20 protein-coding genes are annotated in these 19,451 nt (G+C 61.8%); 12 read left to right on the top strand and 8 right to left on the bottom strand.

Translation table 11 applies throughout. The features are described from left to right. The first annotated feature begins 11 nt into the window (after nt 1-11). From ACEK02_RS25915 to ACEK02_RS25905, 3 genes are read left to right on the top strand one after another with little or no spacing between them, the layout of a single operon-like run. Nucleotides 12-914 (top strand): ABC transporter permease, encoded by a 903-nt coding sequence (locus tag ACEK02_RS25915; RefSeq protein ID WP_371424420.1) that lies wholly within the window; start codon nt 12-14, stop codon nt 912-914. Beyond that, the gene (locus ACEK02_RS25910) at nt 911-2,041 is read left to right on the top strand and encodes an ABC transporter permease (RefSeq protein ID WP_371424361.1); all 1,131 of its coding nucleotides are present in this window, start codon (nt 911-913) and stop codon (nt 2,039-2,041) included. The genes ACEK02_RS25915 and ACEK02_RS25910 overlap by 4 nt, the downstream gene beginning before the upstream one ends. Nucleotides 2,042-2,071: 30 nt before the next feature. Then, on the top strand, nt 2,072-3,052 hold the full coding sequence (locus ACEK02_RS25905; RefSeq protein WP_371424360.1) for an ABC transporter substrate-binding protein: 981 nt from the start codon (nt 2,072-2,074) through the stop codon (nt 3,050-3,052). A 7-nt stretch (nt 3,053-3,059) separates the two neighbouring features. Here the strand turns inward: ACEK02_RS25905 and ACEK02_RS25900 are convergent, their stop codons facing one another. After that, nucleotides 3,060-3,971 (bottom strand): LysR family transcriptional regulator, encoded by a 912-nt coding sequence (locus ACEK02_RS25900; RefSeq protein ID WP_371424359.1) that lies wholly within the window; start codon nt 3,969-3,971, stop codon nt 3,060-3,062. A 198-nt stretch (nt 3,972-4,169) separates the two neighbouring features. On the opposite strand from ACEK02_RS25900, the gene ACEK02_RS25895 reads away from it, so the two are divergent. The 4 genes from ACEK02_RS25895 to ACEK02_RS25880 all read left to right on the top strand — a co-directional run bounded on the left by ACEK02_RS25895 (nt 4,170) and on the right by ACEK02_RS25880 (nt 7,855). Continuing rightward, nucleotides 4,170-5,504 (top strand): acyclic terpene utilization AtuA family protein, encoded by a 1,335-nt coding sequence (locus tag ACEK02_RS25895; protein ID WP_371424419.1) that lies wholly within the window; start codon nt 4,170-4,172, stop codon nt 5,502-5,504. 2 nt (nt 5,505-5,506) lie between these two features. Then, nucleotides 5,507-5,836: a hypothetical protein gene (locus ACEK02_RS25890; protein WP_371424358.1), complete on the top strand. Its 330-nt coding sequence runs from the start codon at nt 5,507-5,509 to the stop codon at nt 5,834-5,836. 61 nt (nt 5,837-5,897) lie between these two features. Continuing rightward, on the top strand, nt 5,898-7,124 hold the full coding sequence (locus tag ACEK02_RS25885; protein WP_371424357.1) for an ABC transporter substrate-binding protein: 1,227 nt from the start codon (nt 5,898-5,900) through the stop codon (nt 7,122-7,124). 326 nt (nt 7,125-7,450) lie between these two features. Then, nucleotides 7,451-7,855 carry a hypothetical protein gene (locus ACEK02_RS25880; protein ID WP_371424356.1) on the top strand — a complete coding sequence of 135 codons (405 nt, stop codon included), beginning with the start codon at nt 7,451-7,453 and terminating at the stop codon, nt 7,853-7,855. Nucleotides 7,856-7,876: 21 nt separating this feature from the next. Here the strand turns inward: ACEK02_RS25880 and ACEK02_RS25875 are convergent, their stop codons facing one another. The 3 genes from ACEK02_RS25875 to ACEK02_RS25865 form a co-directional block, all read right to left on the bottom strand. After that, nucleotides 7,877-8,359: a hypothetical protein gene (locus tag ACEK02_RS25875; protein WP_371424355.1), complete on the bottom strand. Its 483-nt coding sequence runs from the start codon at nt 8,357-8,359 to the stop codon at nt 7,877-7,879. Nucleotides 8,360-8,455: 96 nt separating this feature from the next. Next, the gene (locus ACEK02_RS25870) at nt 8,456-8,827 is read right to left on the bottom strand and encodes a YqjD family protein (protein ID WP_371424354.1); all 372 of its coding nucleotides are present in this window, start codon (nt 8,825-8,827) and stop codon (nt 8,456-8,458) included. Between the two features lie 75 nt (nt 8,828-8,902). Beyond that, nucleotides 8,903-10,012: an AI-2E family transporter gene (locus tag ACEK02_RS25865; protein WP_371424353.1), complete on the bottom strand. Its 1,110-nt coding sequence runs from the start codon at nt 10,010-10,012 to the stop codon at nt 8,903-8,905. Nucleotides 10,013-10,245: 233 nt separating this feature from the next. On the opposite strand from ACEK02_RS25865, the gene ACEK02_RS25860 reads away from it, so the two are divergent. The 3 genes from ACEK02_RS25860 to ACEK02_RS25850 all read left to right on the top strand — a co-directional run bounded on the left by ACEK02_RS25860 (nt 10,246) and on the right by ACEK02_RS25850 (nt 12,020). Next, nucleotides 10,246-11,028: a L,D-transpeptidase gene (locus tag ACEK02_RS25860; protein WP_371424352.1), complete on the top strand. Its 783-nt coding sequence runs from the start codon at nt 10,246-10,248 to the stop codon at nt 11,026-11,028. A 35-nt stretch (nt 11,029-11,063) separates the two neighbouring features. Next, nucleotides 11,064-11,693, top strand: coding sequence for a DUF2865 domain-containing protein (locus ACEK02_RS25855; RefSeq protein ID WP_371424351.1), 630 nt, complete (start codon nt 11,064-11,066; stop codon nt 11,691-11,693). 171 nt (nt 11,694-11,864) lie between these two features. Continuing rightward, nucleotides 11,865-12,020, top strand: a complete 156-nt coding sequence (locus ACEK02_RS25850; protein WP_371424350.1) for a Thivi_2564 family membrane protein — start codon at nt 11,865-11,867, stop codon at nt 12,018-12,020. A 65-nt stretch (nt 12,021-12,085) separates the two neighbouring features. On the opposite strand, the gene ACEK02_RS25845 is transcribed toward ACEK02_RS25850, so the two are convergent. The 4 genes from ACEK02_RS25845 to cysP form a co-directional block, all read right to left on the bottom strand. After that, entirely contained in the window at nt 12,086-14,245 is a 2,160-nt protein-coding gene (locus ACEK02_RS25845; RefSeq protein ID WP_371424349.1) for a malate synthase G, read from the bottom strand. A 130-nt stretch (nt 14,246-14,375) separates the two neighbouring features. Beyond that, nucleotides 14,376-15,263, bottom strand: a complete 888-nt coding sequence (cysW, locus tag ACEK02_RS25840; protein WP_371424348.1) for a sulfate ABC transporter permease subunit CysW — start codon at nt 15,261-15,263, stop codon at nt 14,376-14,378. Further along, the gene (gene cysT / locus ACEK02_RS25835) at nt 15,263-16,090 is read right to left on the bottom strand and encodes a sulfate ABC transporter permease subunit CysT (RefSeq protein WP_371424347.1); all 828 of its coding nucleotides are present in this window, start codon (nt 16,088-16,090) and stop codon (nt 15,263-15,265) included. Before cysT ends, cysW begins: the two co-directional genes overlap by 1 nt. A gap of 285 nt (nt 16,091-16,375) precedes the next feature. Next, nucleotides 16,376-17,386, bottom strand: a complete 1,011-nt coding sequence (gene cysP, locus ACEK02_RS25830) for a thiosulfate ABC transporter substrate-binding protein CysP (RefSeq protein WP_371424346.1) — start codon at nt 17,384-17,386, stop codon at nt 16,376-16,378. Between the two features lie 311 nt (nt 17,387-17,697). On the opposite strand from cysP, the gene cysG reads away from it, so the two are divergent. Beyond that, nucleotides 17,698-19,134 (top strand): siroheme synthase CysG, encoded by a 1,437-nt coding sequence (cysG, locus tag ACEK02_RS25825; protein WP_371424345.1) that lies wholly within the window; start codon nt 17,698-17,700, stop codon nt 19,132-19,134. Next, nucleotides 19,131-19,445 carry a DUF2849 domain-containing protein gene (locus ACEK02_RS25820; protein WP_371424344.1) on the top strand — a complete coding sequence of 105 codons (315 nt, stop codon included), beginning with the start codon at nt 19,131-19,133 and terminating at the stop codon, nt 19,443-19,445. Before cysG ends, ACEK02_RS25820 begins: the two co-directional genes overlap by 4 nt. The last annotated feature ends 6 nt before the right edge of the window (nt 19,446-19,451 follow it).

Here is a 19,451-nt window from a genome sequence, read left to right as displayed (position 1 = left end):
CGGTCCTCGCGATGCCGGTCGAGCGCACTGCGTGGCACCGGCATCCGCGGGTGAGGCGGAGTGCGCCCGTTGTGACGGTGGTCACGGTGCTAATCGTCATCTGGTACGTCGCCGCGGTGTTGATGAATCTGTCATTGGTGCGCGGCGGCTTCGAGCGCGAGGAAGCGCCCTATACGACCATGGAATTGCTGGCAGGCACCATGATTGCTGAACGGCCACTGCTGCCGGCGCCGCATCAGGTCGTCGGCGCTTTCGTGGACGGCGTGTTCGGCTACGCGCCGACGGCGCCGCGCAGCCTTGTCTATCATTCCATGGTGACGCTTTCGGCAACGCTGCTCGGTTTCGCCTTGGGCGCACTGCTTGGCATCGTGCTGGCACTCGCCATCGTCCATAGCCGCGTGCTGGAGCGCAGCCTGATGCCCTGGATCATCTGTTCGCAGATGGTCCCAATCCTGGCGCTGGCGCCGATTTTCATCGTGGTGCTCGGCGCCATTGGACTGCAGGGTCTGCTGCCGAAATCGATCATCTCGGCCTATCTGAGTTTCTTCCCCATCACCATCGGTATGGTCAAAGGCTTCACGTCGCCGGATCCGATGCAGATGGATCTGATGCGCACATGGTCGGCGACGCCGCGCCAGGTGCTGTCCAAACTGCGCTGGCCCTCGGCAGTGCCGTATCTGTTTGCCAGCCTCAAGGTCGCCATCACCATCTCGCTGATCGGCGCCATCGTGGCCGAATTGCCGACCGGCGCCGAAGCCGGCATCGGTGCGCGTTTGCTGGCGGGCTCCTATTACGGCCAGACGATTCAGATCTGGTCCGCTCTGGTGGCCGCCGCGGTGCTGGCGTCGAGCCTGATCGCCGTCGTGAGCTACGCTGAACGCAAGGTCGCGCAGCGGATGGGGGGGCGGGCATGAACCGTCGCCAGATCCGGCTGGGCTTCATCATGTCGGCGGTGTGCGTGCTGATCACGCTAATGCTGCCGCTGCCGCTTGCGGGTGTGCCTGTCGCAGCCCTGATGGCGCGGCCGCCGACATTCCTGCTCACTGGCGTGATCGTTCTTGTGTTCGGCCTTGCCGCCGGCTTACGCGGCCTGCCGGCGATCGTGATCGGTCTCATCGGCGCAGGCATCACGGCAGGCATGACCCTGATGCTGCTCCGTGATCCCCTGATTGCCGGCGATGCCGCGTCGGGCTTCTGGATGGTGGTGGTCGGCGTCTGGCTGGCGTCGTGGATCTGCGTCGTTGCATTGGCCGGGCTGAAGCCGCGCGACAGCGGCTTCCGCAAGGCCATCGACCTCGCCATCCCGCTGCTGTTTGGTGCGGCGGTGTTCTATCTTTGGGAGGTCGTGGTGCGCGGCGCCGGCGTGCCGCCGGTGCTGCTGCCGTCGCCGAGCGCCGCCGCTGCTAGGTTCATGGCGTCGCTGTCGATGCTGGGCGCGGATTTTGTGCAGACCTTCATCCGCGGTGTGCTCATTGGCTACACGATAGGCTGCTCCTCGGGATTGCTGGTGGCGATCCTCGCGCATCGCTTTGAATTTCTTGGCCGTGGGCTGCTGCCGCTCGGTAACTTCTTCTCGGCGCTGCCGCTGGTGGGCGTGGCGCCGATCATGGTCATGTGGTTCGGCTTCGACTGGCCATCGAAGGCCGCCGTCGTGGCGCTGGTGACGTTCTTCCCGATGCTGGTGAATGCGCTGGCCGGCCTGCAGGCCGCCGGCGATATCGAGCGTGACCTGATGCGCTCCTATGGCGCGAGCTATGCACAGACTCTGATCAAGTTGTATCTTCCCGCTGCTCTACCTTTCATCTTCAATGCCTTGAAGATCAATGCCACACTGGCCCTGATCGGGGCGATCGTCGCGGAGTTCTTCGGCACGCCGACGCAAGGCATCGGCTTTCGGATTTCGACGGAAGCCGGGCGTATGGCGTTGGATATGGTGTGGGCAGAGATCGCGCTCGCCGCAATCGCGGGAATGGCGTTTTATGGACTTGTTGCGCTCGCCGAGCGCGCAACCACGTTTTGGCATCCATCCATGCGAGCCTGATCGGCAGGTTCGCCAGTTCCGGAGTTGGGCATGAAGAAGATCATGGTACTTGGCGCGGCGATGGCGCTGTCGCTTAGCTCCGCGCAGGCGGCAGACAAGGTCACCGTCCAGCTCAAATGGGTCGCGCAGGCCCAGTTCGCCGGCTACTTCGTTGCCAAGGAGAAGGGCTTCTACAAGGAGGCCGGGCTCGACGTGACCATCAAGCCGGGCGGTCCCGACGTCGCGCCGCCGCAGGTGATTGCCGGCGGCGGTGCCGATGTGGTGGTGGACTGGATGCCGTCGGCGCTGGCCTCGCGCGAGAAGGGCGTGCCACTCGTGAATATCTCGCAGACCTTCAAGAAGTCTGGCCTCGAACTCACCTGCCGCGCCGAGACCGGCATCAAGAAGCCCACCGATCTGAAGGGCAAGGTCACCGGGGTCTGGTATGGCGGCAACGAATACCCGTTCCTCTCCTGGATGTCGAAGCTGGGTTACAAGACGGATGGTTCGCCGGCGGGCGTGAAGATCATCAAGCAGGGCTTCAATGTCGATCCGCTGCTGCAGAAGCAGGCCGATTGCGTGTCGACCATGGCCTATAACGAATACTGGCAGGTGATCGACGGCGGCTACAAGCCGAGCCAGCTCACCGTGTTCAAATATGAGGACGAGGGAGTCGCCACACTGGAAGATGGTCTCTGGGTGCTCGACAAGAATCTCAAGGACCCTGCCTTCGTTGCGAAGATGGCGAAGTTCGTGAAGGCATCGATGAAGGGCTGGGACTATGCCAAGGCCAATCCCGACGAAGCCGTGAAGATCATCCTTGCCGGCGACTCCACCGGCGCCAAGACCGCCAAGGATCAGAAACGGATGATGACCGAGGTCAGCAAGCTGCTTGGCGACGCCAACGGCAAACTCGACGTCAAGGATTACGACCGCACGGTCGCGACGTTGATGTCGGGCGGATCGGACCCCGTGATTACCAGGAAGCCGGAAGGCGCCTATAGTTTCGCGGTCTATGAAGCGATGAAGTAATCGCGCGTCAGCGGCGCGCAAACGATGGCTGCGCGCCAATCGATGTGGCGAGGTGATCGCCAAAGGCTTCGCTGATTGGCGGCAGAGTGCGCCCGGCTTTCTTGATGATGGTGATTGCGCGGGAGAAATCCGCGACGTCGATCTGCCGCGAGCGGAGATCAGGCTCCGCGCCGATCTCGCGAGCGGAGCCCGGCAGGATGGTGATACCCAGTCCGGCACGCACCATGGCGATGGCGGTCATCATATAGGTCGCCTCGCAGGTCGGCTGCGCGATATGCCCCGCCGTCAGGAAGGCGCTGTCGACGACGGCGCGGACGCTGGTCGCGGGGTCCATCAGCACCAGCGGATACTTCATCAGATCGTCGATAGTGACCTTGCGGATTCCGCCGATCGGGTGCTTTGCCGGAAACACCACATGCATACGATCGCGCACTTCGAGCAGCACTTCCACATCGTGGCCGGTGACGCTGCCGCCCATGATGCCGAGATCGACTTCTTCGGAACGGACAAGATCCAGGACGCGGTTGGCGATCACGTCCTTCAGGACGAAAGACGCGCCGGGCTGTAATTCACGAAACGACTTGATGGCTTCGGGCAGCACACCTGCCGCGACCGACGGGAGCGCGGCGATCCGCACCACGCCGCGGCGCTTGGCGGCGATATCGCGGGTATCCACGACCACAGCATCAAGATCGCGGATCATGCGCTGGAACACCGGCAGCAGTTCGCTGCCCATGCGGGTGAGTTCGACGGAGCGGGTGTTGCGGTCGAACAGTTTCACCTCGAGCGTTTCTTCGAGGCGCCTGATCTGAACCGTCAGCGTCGGCTGCGCCAGATGGAGCAGTTCAGCGGCGCGCGTGAAGCTGCCGGTCTGGGCAACGACGACGAACGACCGGATTTGGCGGAGATTTACATCCATAGATAATTTCTATCAATGAGATAGAATTTATTCAATTGAATGGAGGGAGACTTCTGGCTTCAATGCGCGAAAGCAACATGCGCGTGATCGCCTGCTCAGGCCCGTGACGTGTCCGTCAAAAGAGATCGGGAGAGGACATGCGGCGATCGCGCCATGGGCGATGTGGCTGCGGGTAGTCCGATCCTGGGAGAACTGCTCGTGCGCACCATCAGGATCGGATCCGGTGCCGGCTATTCGGGGGACCGGATCGAACCGGCGATCGAACTCGCGGAAAGCGGCAACCTCGATTATCTCGTCTTCGAGTGTCTCGCCGAACGCACCATCGCGCTGGCCCAACAAGACCGCTTGAAGGATCCGCAGGGCGGCTTCGATCCGCTGCTCGCCGATCGTATGAAAGCGGTGCTGCCGATCTGCAGGAAGAATGGCGTCAAGATCGTCACCAATATGGGCGCGGCGAATCCTGTCGCGGCAGCCCAAGCGACGCGTGACATCGCCAAAGCGTTGGGCCTGACCGGAATGAAGGTTGCGGCCGTGACCGGCGATGATGTGCTGGCGCAGGCGCGCGCATCCGATGTAGCGCTGGACGAAGGCGGCTCGGTCAAGGCGCTCGGCAACCGTGTGATCTCAGCCAATGCCTACACAGGCGCCGCCCCCATCGCCGAGGCGCTTGCCGGCGGTGCCGATGTCGTCATCACCGGCCGTGCGGCTGACCCGGCGCTTTTTCTCGGACCGCTGGTTCATGAATTCGGCTGGGCGATGGATGACTGGGACCTGCTTGGCAAGGGTACCATGGTCGGCCATCTCCTGGAATGTGCTGGCCAGATCACCGGCGGCTATTTCGCCGATCCCGGTGTGAAGGATGTGCAGGGGCTCGCGCGACTTGGATTTCCGATCGGCGAGGTGCGTGAGGATGGCGATCTCGTCGTCACCAAGGTGGCGGGCTCGGGCGGGCAAATCACGCGTGCGACGGTGACGGAACAGTTGCTCTACGAAATTCACGATCCGGCTCGCTATTACCAGCCGGACGTGGTTGCCGATTTCTCGCAGGTACGTGTCGAGGAAGTCGGGCCGGATCGCATTCATGTCACGGGTGGAAGCGGCACGCCCAAGACCGGCCTGCTGAAGACCTCGGTCGGCTATCTCGACAGCTATATCGGCGAGGGCGAAATCTCCTACGCCGGTGCCAATGCCGCTGCGCGCGGACGGCTTGCACTCGACATCGTGCGTGAACGTCTCGCGCTTACTGGCGTGAAAATGACGGAAAGCCGCTTCGATCTGATCGGCGTCAATGCGCTGCATGGTGACGGCTTGGCCGAGGGCCACGATCCCTATGAAGTCCGCATTCGCGTCGCGGGGCGTACGGACTCGTTCGCGGAGGCCGTGAAGATCGGCAACGAGGTCGAGACGCTCTACACCAACGGTCCTGCCGGCGGCGGCGGTGCCTGGAAATCGGCCCGTGAGATCGTCGGCGTTGCCTCGGCGCTGCTGCCCGAAACTGTCGTGACGTCATCAGTCACGTTCATGGAGGCGTGAGCATGAAGCTCCGTGAGATCGCGCATGCGCGCAGCGGCGACAAGGGCGATACGTCTAACATCTCCGTCATCGCATTCGATGCTTGTGACTTCGGCTTTCTGGCTGAACATGTGACCGCAGGTCATGTCGCGCAGCATTTCAGCAACACGATCACTGGCACCGTCGCTCGTTATGAATTGCCGGCGCTTGGTGCGTTGAATTTCGTGCTGACGGGTGCACTCGGTGGCGGTGTGGTGCGATCGCTCGCGCTGGATACGCACGGGAAGTCATTGAGCTCTGCGCTGCTTGAACTGGAGCTTCCGGCTAGAGGGGCGCCATCCAGTCCACCATGATCTTCGTCTCAAGAAGACGATGATGCTTTTCGTATAAGAAACAAAAACAGGGAGGATTAATATGAAGCGGCGTACATTCCTGGCTGGCCTCGGCGCAGCCGGTGTCAGCACGGCCATCTTTTCGCCGGCCATCGTTCGTGCCGCGGCGGATACGCCGCTGAAGTTCGGCGTGCTCACCGACATGACCGGGCTGTTCGCCGACAATGGCGGCGCAGGATCGGTCGCGGCAGCGCAGCTTGCCATCGATGAATGCGGTGGCAAGGCGCTCGGCAAGTCGATCCAGTTGATTTCCGCCGACCATCTCAACAAGCCCGACGTTGGCGGCAATATTGCGCGCCAGTGGTACGATCAGGAAGGCGTCGATGTCATTCTCGACGTGCCGGTGTCGTCGGTCTGCATCGCCGTGCAGACTTTCGCCAAAGAGCGCAACAAGATGTTCATCACGTCCGCCGGCGGCTCGGCGGATCTGAGCGGAAAGTTCTGTTCGCCGAACTTCATCCAGTGGACCTACAACACCTATGCGCTCGCCAATGTCGGCGGCAAGGCATTGCTGAAGCAGGGCAACGACACCTGGTTTTTCATCGCAGCCGACTATGCTTTCGGCCATGCGCTCGAGCGCGACGTGACGGAGGTCGTGACCAAGGGCGGCGGCAAGTCGCTCGGCCACGCATTGCATCCGATCAACACCGCCGATTTCTCCTCGCAGCTACTGACGGCAAAATCGTCGGGCGCGAAGGTGATCGCCGTCGCCAATGCCGGCAGTGATACGCAGAACGTGATCAAGCAGGCCGAGGAATTCGGCCTGCTGAGCGGCGGCCAGAAAATGATCGCACTCCTGATCGACGTGAATGACATCCGCAGCGTCGGCCTCAAGAGCGCGCAGGGCCTGCTGGTGACGTCCGGCTTCTACTGGAATATGGACGATCGCACGCGCGAATTCGCCAAGCGCTATGCGGCCAAGATGGGCAAGCCGCCGAGCATGATGCAGGCCGGCGTCTATTCATCGACGCTGAACTACATCAAGTCTGTGGAAGCTGCCAATACCAAGGATCCCGCTGCGGTTGTGAAAGACCTGCAGGGCCGTACCTTCAACGACGCCTTCCTGCGCAACGGCAAGCTGCGCCCGGACAATCTGATGGTTCACGACATGTATCTCGCCGAGGTGAAGAAGCAGAGCGAGCTCAGTGATCCCTATGACGTGTTCAAGATCCTCGCGACGGTGACAAGCGAGGAAGCTTTTCCGTCGCTTTCGGCGAGCGCGTGCCCGATGGTGATGAGCAAGAAATAACCCGGAAAAGCTGATGAACCGAATGTCGCGGGCAGGGAGATACCGTTGCCCGCGATATCTTCTGAAGGGTGAGAGAGGCTTACCTATCCCGCAAAAAAATGCGGGATGTAGCTGGCATCACCACAGCTACACCCCGCGTCGCCGGTCAATTGGGGCAGGGGACGACCGACTGTCTGAATGACGCGCGTCGCTGGAAACCGTTCCCGGCCAACGCAGAATATTTAACACACGGTTAAGTGATCGCCGTTTTTGAACCTGGAGCCTTGACGCACGTTCCTATTATGGACGCGACGCAACGACGTCGCGCAGGGCAGGCGAGGCCTCAGATGTCAAAAGTATCCAGCTTGGTTTTGGGAATGGCCGCAGGCGCGACCATGTTCGGCGCCATTCAGTATGCATCCGGCAACGACCTGCGGGGCACGTTGACCGATTCAGACAGAGCCGCTGCCAGCGGCGTCAACCGGGCCGCCAAAGGCGATCGGGGGACCATGATCACGGCAAACGAGCAGAGCCAGACGCTGTCGTTCCGTGTTCAGGGTCTCTCAGATACGTCGGTACTTTTGCGCCTGGGCGCAGCGCCCGTAGTCGCTCCGGCCAAGAACGAGGCCGCTAATGTCCGTACGGTTCCCGTGAACGCCAAACCGCAGCGTGCTGCCGTGGGCTGCGAACCTCCGGTGAGCGTGCTTAGCGAGATGGCCAAGATCCTGCAGCCTGGTCGCTGTGTAACCTGATCGTCATTTGAACAATTTGTATCAATCGCCGGCGGCCTCATCGGGGTCGCCGGTTTCGTTTGTGTCGTCTTCGTCGGCCGCAGCGCTGTTGCGATTGGCCATATACCCGAGTGCAACGCCTGCCAGCGCCAATAGCGGAATGAGCTTCTTCAGGCCCAGCGTGCGCGCGATCTGAATGCCGGTCGCTACCATCATCGGATCAATCAACGGTGCATTGGCAGCAGCTCGTGCGGCTGCCCGCGCGGCAGCGGCTGCACGCTCACGGGCACGCTTCTGTCTGGTGGCATAGATCTGGGCGAAGATCGCCGCGATGACCACGAAGATGCCCGCAATAGTGAGGCAAGCCTCGATGACGCCGTAGCGCTGCATCATCGCGACGAAGGCCGCAGCACACAGGAAGCACAAGGCCACGAAGCCGGCAAAGCCCGCCATTGCCATGAGGGATGTCATGCGCAGGCTGTCGCCCGTGCTGCTCTTCAGATCGTCGATAATACCCTTCAACATGGAAGCCCCCGAACGCGGAATTCTAAAATACAAAGAAAACTGACGGCACCCATGGGCACCGCCAGTTCATTCCGATCCCAATATTTGGCATGTGGCTCAGCGACGCCAGGCCATTCCTATCAGTACGCCGAGTCCGAGCGCCAGACCGACCGCGGCGAGCGGGCGCTGGGTGATGCTGTCTTCCAGCGTTTCTTCCAGCGAATAGGCGGCGTCATGCGCGGCATCATAGGCGGCGCTGCCGCGCTCCCGCATGTCAGACATCATGTCTTCGGCGTTGGCACGTGCCTGCTGGACGCCGCGGCGGGCCTGTTTGGTGGCCTGACCGGTAAAGGCATTGAGGGCGTCTGTGATCTGTTCGGTCAGGGCTGCAACATCGTTTTTCACGGCGGTGAGATCCTTCTGAAGGCGGCTAAAGGTTGCTTTGTCGGTCAGTTTCCTGAGTTCATCCAGGCCATCGATATCCGCCATGCGAAGCTCCCCTGATACTGAAAATCCAATGCAGAAACGCCCGGTTAGACCGTAGGTTCCATCAGTAGAGCTGGATTAATCCGGCGGCAACTGCGGCGAATTGATCGGCATCAAATGCTCCTTCAGGATCAGCCCGACGATCAGGATTGGCGCCGCCAGAAAGCCGCCCATCGGCCCCCAGAGCCACGTCCAGAACGCCAGCCCTATGAACACCGCCAGCGCATTGAGTTGCAGTTTGCGTCCGATGATCGTCGGCGTGATGAAATGGCCCTCCATGAAAGTGAGGCCCACGAACAGCAGCGGAGCGATCATGCCTGCAGCGATCGTCGATGACGAAATGATCCCGACCACGACCAGAATGACGAACATCGCGATCGGGCCGATGATTGGGAAGTAGTTGAGGGTGGCGGCCAGCGCGCCGAGGCCGGCGGGATTGGGCGTGCCGGTGGCCGCGCAGATCACGCCGGTGGCAATGCCGACGCCGAAATTGATCATGGTGACCATCAGCAGATAATCGCCGAGGCTGGTCTCTATGGCATTGAGAATGCGCAGCGTCCGCAGCCGCCATTCATGATCGGCGAAGTTCATGACCAGCGCACGGCGCAAGTCCGTCCAGCTGGCGATGAACAGGACCAGCGTGGCGAAGAACAGCAGGAATTCGGTGAAGGTCGGCGACAGGAATTCGACGGTGGGCTGTACCCAGTCGATCTTGGGCAATTCGAACTTCGTCGTGGCAAGCGTTTCGGTGCTGCCGAACATGCTCTGTATCTGGTGCCACAGCGCCAGCGGTCGGTCAAAGACATGCAGCTTGTTCTTGAGCAGCGAACCTAGTTCGGGGAGCCGCGTCGTCCATTCCATCAGCGGGGATGAAATAAGCCCCACGATGAAGGCGAGCCCGGCGCAGACCAGGATAACAATCAGGACTGCCGAAACGGATCGCGGAATGCGACGCTTTTCGAGAAAGTTCGCCGCAGGCGACAACATGGTGCCAATGATGAAGGCTGTCACGATTGGCAGGAAGAATGCCTTGGCGACATAGAGCACCGTAATCACGGTGATCACCAGCAGCGAAACCAGCGTGAAAGCAACCACTTCGGCGCGGCGGAATACCGGCGGTTGCTCGATCTTGCTCTCGGGCACCGGCGCGCCTGCAGGCTTTTCGGGAAGAGCGCGTACTTCACTCATGAGCTGTCCCGACATGCCGCCACTTGTTCGCGCCGATCATTCGCGCGTCAGATCGCCGACATGCGATCGGGCTCTACAACACGACGACAATGCAAAAGTTCCGTCGCGGTTTCGTGATGGCTCCTTGGTTGACAAATCATTCGACGAAAGCCCGCGGGGAGGGAACCGCGAGGCTTCGGCGCAGTTGGTTGCGGTCATCACGACGATGACGCGTCGCCAAACGGGGCAGTCACATGTCACAGTCCGAAAACCGCACGCTTTCGCTGCGTCTCACAGGCGCGCTCGTTGTTGCAGCCGCTCTAATCGTAGCTCCGCCGTTCATCTCCAGCGCATCGGCGCAGGTCATGAACTATGGGCCGGCTGCGCTAAGCGCGTTTCCACCGGACGACGATGTGATGGCTGCCCCGCGGGTGCGGGAGAACATGGATGCCGCTCTCCCCGAGCGCCTGCGCCGCGCTGAAGTCAGCTACATGACCCGCGAAGCGCCAGGTACGGTGATCATCGATACGGGCAACACCCAGCTCTATTACGTGCTCGGCAACAACCGGGCGATCCGGTACGGTGTCGGTGTCGGCCGCGAGGGTTTTACCTGGTCGGGCACGCAGACCATCACGCGCAAGGCGGAATGGCCGGATTGGCATCCGCCGCAGGAAATGATTGCGCGCCAGCCCTATCTGCCGCGCTTCATGGCTGGCGGTCCCGGCAATCCGCTCGGTGCCCGTGCGATGTATCTCGGCTCCAGCGCCTATCGCATCCATGGCACCAATGACCCGTCGACCATCGGCAAATTCGTGTCGTCGGGTTGTATCCGCCTGACCAATGAAGATGTGCAGGATCTGTTCAGCCGCGTCAGCGTTGGTACCAAGGTTGTGGTGCTGCCGAAGGCCGGTGCGCCGCGCTACGAGGCACGTACGGCTCCGGCAGTGCGAAGCGTGACCTCGATTTCGGTTCGTCCTGCCACGCAGCAGGTCCCGGGCCGTCAGGCGATGAACCTTTCGGCGTCGTCTCTCTACTGAGAATTATCCCGCTTTGATACCGCGTTGGAGGCCTCATGACCCGACTTTCAGGACAACGGATGGCCCTTGGCGCGATAGCGGCGATCATGTTGAGTGCTGTTCCGGCACAGGCGCAGGATTTCTTTTCGGCACTGTTCGGCGGCATTGCGCGTGGCCGTGGGCCAGACATTTCGTTGCCGTTCGTCAATGAAGGTCCGCCGGTGCAGGAACAGCGCCCTCGCGCGGCAAGCGGCGGTCGTCAGGCCTTCTGCGTGCGCACCTGTGACGGCCGCTACTTTCCGATCACGGCAAGCGACAACCAGAGCCGCGCAGCGTCATGCAATAATTTCTGCCCGGCCAGCGAGACCAAAGTCGTCTACGGCAGCAGTATCGACACCGCAGCAACGGATAGCGGCAAGCCCTATTCGGACCTGCCGAATGCATTCAAGTATCGCACAGAGCTGGTGGCGGGATGTACGTGTAACGGCAAGGACCAGATGGGACTGGCACCTGTGAAGCTCGAAAACGATCCGACCTTGCGCAAGGGCGATATTGTCGCTGGCGCCGATGGATTGATGGTCACGGGTCGCGGCGCCGACAAGCGCGGCGCATCGCTCAACATGTCGCCGGTATCGCCATCGCTGCAGGCGAAGTATGAGCGCATGCCGGTGGTGGCGCGAGAGTAATCCGCGCCACGTTGTTCACCCGGTTAAGCCGCGCGGATCTGCCGATTTCCTGCGGTGAAACAGGCGGCTGTTCCGAGCATGGAACCCGGAGAGGTCGAGCGCGTTGATGGCGCACACGCTAGCGGCGCTGGACGTCGTTCGATTCACGTCAATCTGTCTGGGGGATTTCATATGCTCGTCGGCGCTCTCATTACCTTCCTCGTCGTCATTCTCATTCTGTACTTGATCAGCCTGTTGCCGATCGATGGCCGCGCCAAGCAGATCTGCCGCGTCGTCGTCATCGTCCTCGGTGTGATCTCGCTGTTGAAATACATCGCGGTGTTCTAACGAAACGAACTCACAAAAAAGCCCCGGCGATTTGCCGGGGCTTTTATTGATCGTGCCTCTTGCAATCAGGCCAGAGCTTTTGCCTCGCGGCGACGCGCGGTGAGGATGTATTCGGTATAGCCGTTCGGCTGGGTGCGGCCTTCGAAGATCAGATCGCAAGCCGCCTTGAACGCGACGCCATCGAAGGACGGCGCCATGTTCTTGTAGATCGCATCGCCCTTGTTCTGTTCATCGACCACGACCGCCATGCGCTTCAGCGATTCCATCACCTGATCCCTGGTGATGACGCCCTGATGCAGCCAATTGGCGAGATGCTGTGCGGAAATGCGCAGCGTGGCGCGGTCTTCCATCAGGCCGACGCCATGGATGTCCGGCACCTTCGAGCAGCCGACGCCCTGGTCGATCCAGCGCACGACATAGCCCAGAATGCCCTGGCAGTTGTTGTCGATCTCCTGCTTCACATCATCCGGCGCCCAGTTCGACTGCGACACCGGGATGGTGAGGATGTCGCTGAGCTTGCCGCGGGGGCCGCCCTTGGCGAGTTCTTTCTGCCGTTCGATGACGCCGACCTGATGATAGTGCAGGGCATGCAGCGTCGCGGCCGTGGGCGAGGGCACCCATGCAGTGGTAGCGCCGGCCTGCGGATGGCCGATCTTCTGGGTCAGCATGTCCGCCATCTTGTCCGGCGCGGCCCACATGCCCTTGCCGATCTGCGCATGGCCGGGCAGGCCGTCGAGCAGGCCGGTATCCACGTTCCACTCTTCATAGGCCTTGATCCACGGCGTCGCCTTCATGTCGTTCTTGCGGATCATCGCACCCGCTTCCATCGACGTGTGGATTTCGTCGCCGGTACGGTCGAGGAAGCCGGTGTTGATGAACATGATGCGCTTCGACGCATTCTGGATACAGGCCTTGAGGTTCACCGTGGTGCGGCGCTCCTCGTCCATGATGCCGACCTTCATCGTGTTCTCGGGCAGCGACAGCATCTTCTCGACGCGGCCGAAGATCTCGCAGGCGAAGGCGACTTCATCGGGGCCATGCATCTTCGGCTTGACGATATAGATCGAGCCAGTGCGGCTGTTGCGCAGCTGGCCGGTGCTCTTGACGTCGTGGATGCCGATCAGGCCGGAGACGGCGGCATCCAGCAGGCCTTCGGGGATTTCCTCACCCTTGCTGTCGAGCACGGCGTCGGTGAACATGTGATGGCCGACATTGCGCATCAGCATGAGGCTGCGGCCGTGCAGCACGAGATCACCTCCGGCCGGCGTCTTGTAGGTGCGGTCGGCATTGAGCGCGCGGGTCAGCGTCTTGCCGCCCTTGTCGAAATCGGCCGACAGCGTGCCGTTCATCAGGCCGAGGGTGTTGCGATAGACCAGTACCTTGTCCTCGGCATCGACGGTGGCGACGCTGTCTTCCATGTCGAGAATGGTGGAGACGGCGGCTTCCATCAGCATGTCCGAAACGCCAGCCGGATCGTCCTTGCCGATCGGGCTGGTGCGGTCGATCTGCACTTCGATATGCAGGCCATTATTGACGAGCAGGATCGCGTTGGGCGCTGTGTGATCGCCGAGATAGCCGGCGAGCTGGCCCTCGTTCTTCAGCGCTGTGAGGTTGCCGCTCTTGAGCTTGGCCGAGAGCTGGCCCGCGATGATGCTGTAGGCCGTGACATCGGTGTGGCTGCCGGTGGCGAGCGGTGCTGCCTGGTCGAGGAAGGCTTTTGCCTTGGCGATGACCTTGTCGCCGCGTGCCTTGTTGTAGCCTTTGCCACCTTCAGACGGATCATGCGGGATCGCATCGGTGCCGTAGAAGGCGTCATAGAGGCTGCCCCAGCGCGCATTTGCGGCATTCAGTGCGTAGCGCGCATTGGTCAGCGGCACCACGAGCTGCGGGCCGCAGATCTGGCCGATCTCGATATCGACATTGGCAGTCTCGACCTGCTTGGTTGCCGGTTCTGGCAGGAGATAACCGATCTCCTTGAGGAACGCCGTATAGGCATTCATGTCGAAGGCGCCCTTGTTCGCCAGATGCCAGGCATCGATCTTGGCCTGCATCGTATCGCGCACCTTGAGCAGTTCGCGGTTCTTCGGGCCCAGGTCCGTGATGAGACCGGCGACACCGGCCCAGAACGCATCCGGCGCAATGCCGGTCCCGGGGGCGGCTTCCTTGGCGATGAAGTCGTACAGGACGGGGGCGATCTGCAGTCCGTGGGCGTCGATGCGTTTCATGGTGTCTTTCTCGCGAGAAGCGGCAATTCTGCTCTATTTTCAGGGAGTATCAGCATAAACGGCGCCAAACCGCGGCGCCCATGGGACCTTTTAGCGCCAAGGCTACCCGGTGAGAAGTCCCCTAAAGGGATCAGTGGCCGGGCGGCCGGGCCGCGGCCTGTGCGTGGTCTGGCGAGAGGCGTTCCAGCGCCAGTTTGATCACGATGGTGAGCAGCGCCACGGCGGTCAGCACCGTCGCCGCGGCGAAGGCGCCTGCGACGTTGTAGTCCTGATACAGAAGTTCGATCTGCAGGGGGAGCGTCGTGGTCTGGCCGCGGACATTGCCGGACACAACGGACACCGCGCCGAATTCGCCCATCACGCGCGCATTGCACAGAATAGCGCCATAGAGAACGGCCCAGCGCACATTCGGTAGCGTGACGCGCAGGAAGGTCGCAAAGCCAGACGCGCCGAGCGTGACGGCTGCTTCTTCCTCGTCGGTGCCCTGCACCTGCATCAACGGGATCAGCTCGCGGGCCACGAACGGCGCGGTCACGAACATGCTGGCCAGCACGATGGCCGGCAGCGCGAACATCACCTTGATGCCGAGGATTTCGATAATCGGGCCGAACAGGCCCTGCGTGCCATAGACGAACAGATAGGCGACGCCGGCGACGATGGGCGAGATCGAGTAGGGCAGCTCGATCAGTGAGATCAGCAGGGTGCGACCCGGAAATTCGAATTTCGTCACCGTCCATGCGGCCGCCAGACCGAAGACGACATTGATCGGGACAGCGATGAGCGCAGTGATCACTGTCAGCAGGATCGCGTGCTGGGTGCCGGGCTCGGTGAGGCTATTGAAAAATGCACCGACGCCCTGCGACAGCGCGGAACTGAAGATCAGCGCCAATGGCGCTATCAGGAACAGGAGCGTCAGCACTGCGACGACGCCGAGCACCACGCGGCGCATCACCGGGCCGGCGCCGACGGGCGTTACCATCCATTCGGTATGGGCGCGTTCACTGGTGGGGCGCGGCATTACGCGTCTCCCCGGCCGAGATAGCGCAGGTTCCAGGCCTGTACGGCATTGGTGATGATCAGCATCGCAAAGGCCATTGCCAGCATCACCACGGCGATCGCGGCGGCGGCCTCGTAATTGTATTCCTCGAGCCGGATGTAAGTGAGCAGAGCAACGATCTCGGTTTTCATCGGCTGGTTGCCGGCGATGAAGATCACGGCGCCGAATTCGCCGAGGCTGCGCGCGAATGACAGCGAGCAGCCGGCGAGGAAGGCCGGGAAGATCGCGGGAAAGATCACGCGCCAGAGGATCTGCAGATCATTGGCGCCAAGCGAGCGGCCTGCTTCCTCGACGTCGGAGCCGAGGTCCTCGATCACCGGCTGCACTGTACGGACCACGAAGGGAACGCTGGTGAAGGCCATGGCGATGGCGATGCCCAGCGGAGCATAGGCGACCTGAATGCCGAGCGCATCGAGCGGTCCGCCGAGCCAGCCGTTCTTCGAGAACAGTGCAGTCAGTGCGAGACCGGCCACTGCGGTAGGCAGTGCAAAGGGGACATCGACCAGCGCATCGAGAATGCGCTTGCCGGGAAACTCATAGCGCGCCAGCACCCAGGCGAGCAGCAGGCCGTAGATCGCATTGAACAGCGTGGCGGCCAGCGCCATTGTCACGGTGACGCGGATCGCCGACAGCGTGCGCGGCGACGACAGGATGCCCCATAACTGCGCGAGCCCGACATCCGAGGCTTTCAGGATCAGCGCACACAGCGGCAGCAGCACGATCGCCCCGAGATACAGGACGGTGATGCCGAGCGAGAGCCCGAAACCTGGAATGACGCTACGTCGCAAGGCGGATGGATCCGTGTGTGAAGCCGCTGGGGGCTCTCATAGACGATTTACGCGGAAAAGGAATGCGGGGCGCCTACACTCCGTCCTCATGGTGAGGAGGCGCCTCTTCGGCGACGTCTCGAACCATGAGCTGGCGTGGTCCGGAGCGGGCCGCCATCCTTCGAGACGCCGCGCAAAGCGCGGCTCCTCAGGATGAGGCTGGCGTTTGGCGCGGCTCCTGGAAAAGGTTGCTGTCGTCGCCCGGCTTGACCGGGCGACGACAGGCGAAGTGTGGCGCCGGGCGCCTCACTTCCCGCCGAACAATTGATCCAGCTTCGCGCCGGCATTGAGATGTTCGGTGTTGAGCTTGTCCCAGCCGCCAAACTCATCCTCGACGCGGTAGAGCTTCACCTCGGCGAACTTGTCCTTGTACTTCGCCATCACGCTTGCATCGGTGACGCGGTTATAGCCCTTGGCCTCGATGTCTTGGCCTTCCGGCGAATACAGGAATTCGAGATAGGCGGTGGCGAGCGCTTTCGTACCGTGCTTGTCGGCATATTTGTCGACCACAGTGACGGGGAACTCGGCGAGCACGCTGGTCGGCGGTACGACGACTTGATACTTGTCCTTGCCGGCAATATCGCGGATCGACGAGGTTTCCGCCTCGAAGGTAATCAATACGTCGCCTGTGCCGCGCTCGACAAAGGTCGTGGTCGCGGCACGGCCGCCGGTGTCGAATACCGGGACATTGGCGAACAGCTTCTTGATGAAGTCGTCGGCCTTGTCGGCGCCATACTTGTTCTTCGCGAAGGCGTAGGCGGCCAGATAGGTGTAGCGCGCATTGCCAGAGGTCTTCGGGTTCGGGAAGATCACTTGTACACCCGGTTTCACCAGATCGTCCCAGTCCTTGATGCCCTTTGGATTGCCGGCGCGCACCAGGAAGGCCGGTAGCGAATAATAGGGCGAGGAATTGTTCGGCAGCCGCTTGGCCCAATCGGGCGGGATGAGCTTGCCGCGATCATACAGCACCTGCACGTCAGTGACCTGGTTGAAGGTCACTACGTCGGCCTCAAGGCCTTCGAGGATCGAACGCGCCTGGCGCGACGAGCCATTATGCGACTGATTGATGGTGACGTCCTGGCCGGTCTTGGCCTTCCACTGCTTGGCGAAAGCAGTGTTGATCTCGGCATAGAGCTCGCGCGAGATGTCATAGGAGACATTGAGCAATGTGGTTGGCGTCTGTGCCTGTGCGGTCGAGACGATACCGGTGGTGAGCGCACCAAGTCCGGTGATCAGGGCGATGATGAAGCGGTTCAAGGCAGGTCCCCTATGAGTGGATCAGATGTCGGTCGGCAGGATTGTTGATGGCCGACGCTGCGGCGTTTTGCCCGGCCAGCGGTCCGGAATTTGCTCTGCAATGGAGACGGGCGCAGGCGATGCGATGGGCAGCTTCCGCGTGGCTAGACCGTCTTCAAGAAGAAGCATCTACGGTGCTTGGTGTTCGAGGGTAAAAATTCTACAATTAGAACGGACTAAAGAAGAAAAAATCTTCTCTTTGCTCAGTCTATTCAAGGGATATATAGAATATAATTCCAGTCAATCCCGAACTTCGGGGCAGCGGAGTGTGGATGCGCTTTTTGCCTGTGTTCCTCGATCTGCAGACCGGGCCGATCCTTCTGATCGGTCAGGGCGAGTTCGTGCGCGCCAAGTTGCGGCTGCTGCTGGCGGCTGGCGCACGGATTCGCTGGTATGCGACGGATGGCAATCGCGGCACGTCCGGTCTCGATGCCGGCGGCGTGGCGCGGATCGAGCATGCCGACGGTGATCCACTGACCGCCGACCTGACCGGGGTGATCGCCGTGCTGTGCGCCGGCGCCGGTGAAGTCGGTCATGCCGTGGCGGCTCGCGCCAGGGCAGCGGGCGTGCCTGTCAATGTGATGGACGAACTCGCGCACTCCACTTTCATCTTTCCGGCCATCGTCGATCGCGGTGATGTGGTCGTCGCCGTCGGCACGGGCGGTTCGTCGCCGGTTGTGGCGCGGCGTGTGCGTGAAAAGATCGAGGCGATACTGCCGGCGCGGATCGGCGACCTCGCAGGTTTCATCGGCCGCTGGCGCAAGCCGATCAATGCGAAGATTTCCGATGGGCTGCTGCGCCGCCGGTTCTGGGAGCGTATCGTCGATGGGCCGATCGGAGCTCTGGTGCTTGCCGGCAAGGGCGCCGAGGCCGCGAAGGCACTGACGGATATCAATGATCTGTCGGGCTATGCGGGGGCGCCTGAAACCGGTGTCGTCGAAGGTCACGTCACGCTGGTCGGTGCCGGACCCGGCGATCCGGATCTCCTCACCATCAAGGCGCTCCGCGCGCTGCAGGATGCTGACGTCGTGTTCTACGACGAGCTGGTGTCGCCCGAAGTGCTCGACCGCATTCGCCGCGATGCGTCCCGCGTGCCGGTGGGCCGCCGGGTCGGCAAGCCCGGCATCGGTCAGAACGCGATTCACAAATTGCTGATCGAAGCCGCGAAAGCCGGGCAACGCGTCGTGCGTTTGAAGGGCGGCGATCCCTTTGTCTTCGGGCGCGGTGGCGAGGAAATCGAAGCGCTGCGCGGAGCGGGTGTTGCCTACTCCGTCATTCCCGGCATCACAGCAGGCCTTGGCGCCGCCGCCATGTTCGAAACGCCGCTGACCTATCGCGGTGAGGCGCTGCGCATCACCTTCCTGACGGCGCATAAGGAAAAGGACGCCGACCAGGTCGATTGGTCGACGCTTACCGACGAGAAAATGACCGTCGTTGTTTACATGGGCATGACAGCTGCGCCCGCGATCCGGTCTGGACTGCTGGCGGCGGGGCGCTCGCCGCAAACTCCTGTCGGTGTGTTCGCGCGCGTGACGCGATCGGATGCGCAGGCCGCAGTCGGCTTGCTCGATAATCTCTCGGCGCTGGTCGAGCAGATCGACGGCGGTCCGGCCATTCTCATCATTGGCGATGTCGTGGCGCATTCCGCGCCATGGCAGGCCGTCCAGATCAACAAACTCGCTTCAGATTTATTGGTGGCTGCCGAATGACCTCTCCACTGCAACAGAAAATCAAGATCGCCGGTCCGTCCGTGGTGACAGCTAATCGCACCTGGGACGGCGTTGTGATTTATCGCGATGCTCATCGCGGCTGGACCACAGATCTCGCGCAGGCAGCCATCGTGCGCACTGCCGACGATGCGCGCGCGTTGCTCGCCGAATCTGCAGCCGATGACGTTGGCGCCATCGGTCCCTATATCGCGCCGGTCGCCGTGAACGACAACGGCACGGTCGAGCCCGGCAACCTCCGTGAACAGATTCGCCGCAAGGGCGTCACCATCGATCTTCCGGCCTCGGCTTAAGGCACC

Origin of the sequence: Tardiphaga sp. (genome assembly GCF_041424195.1) — a bacterium.
In the GTDB taxonomy this organism is placed as follows: domain Bacteria; phylum Pseudomonadota; class Alphaproteobacteria; order Rhizobiales; family Xanthobacteraceae; genus Tardiphaga.
This window is presented reverse-complemented; position numbering and strand designations above follow the sequence as displayed.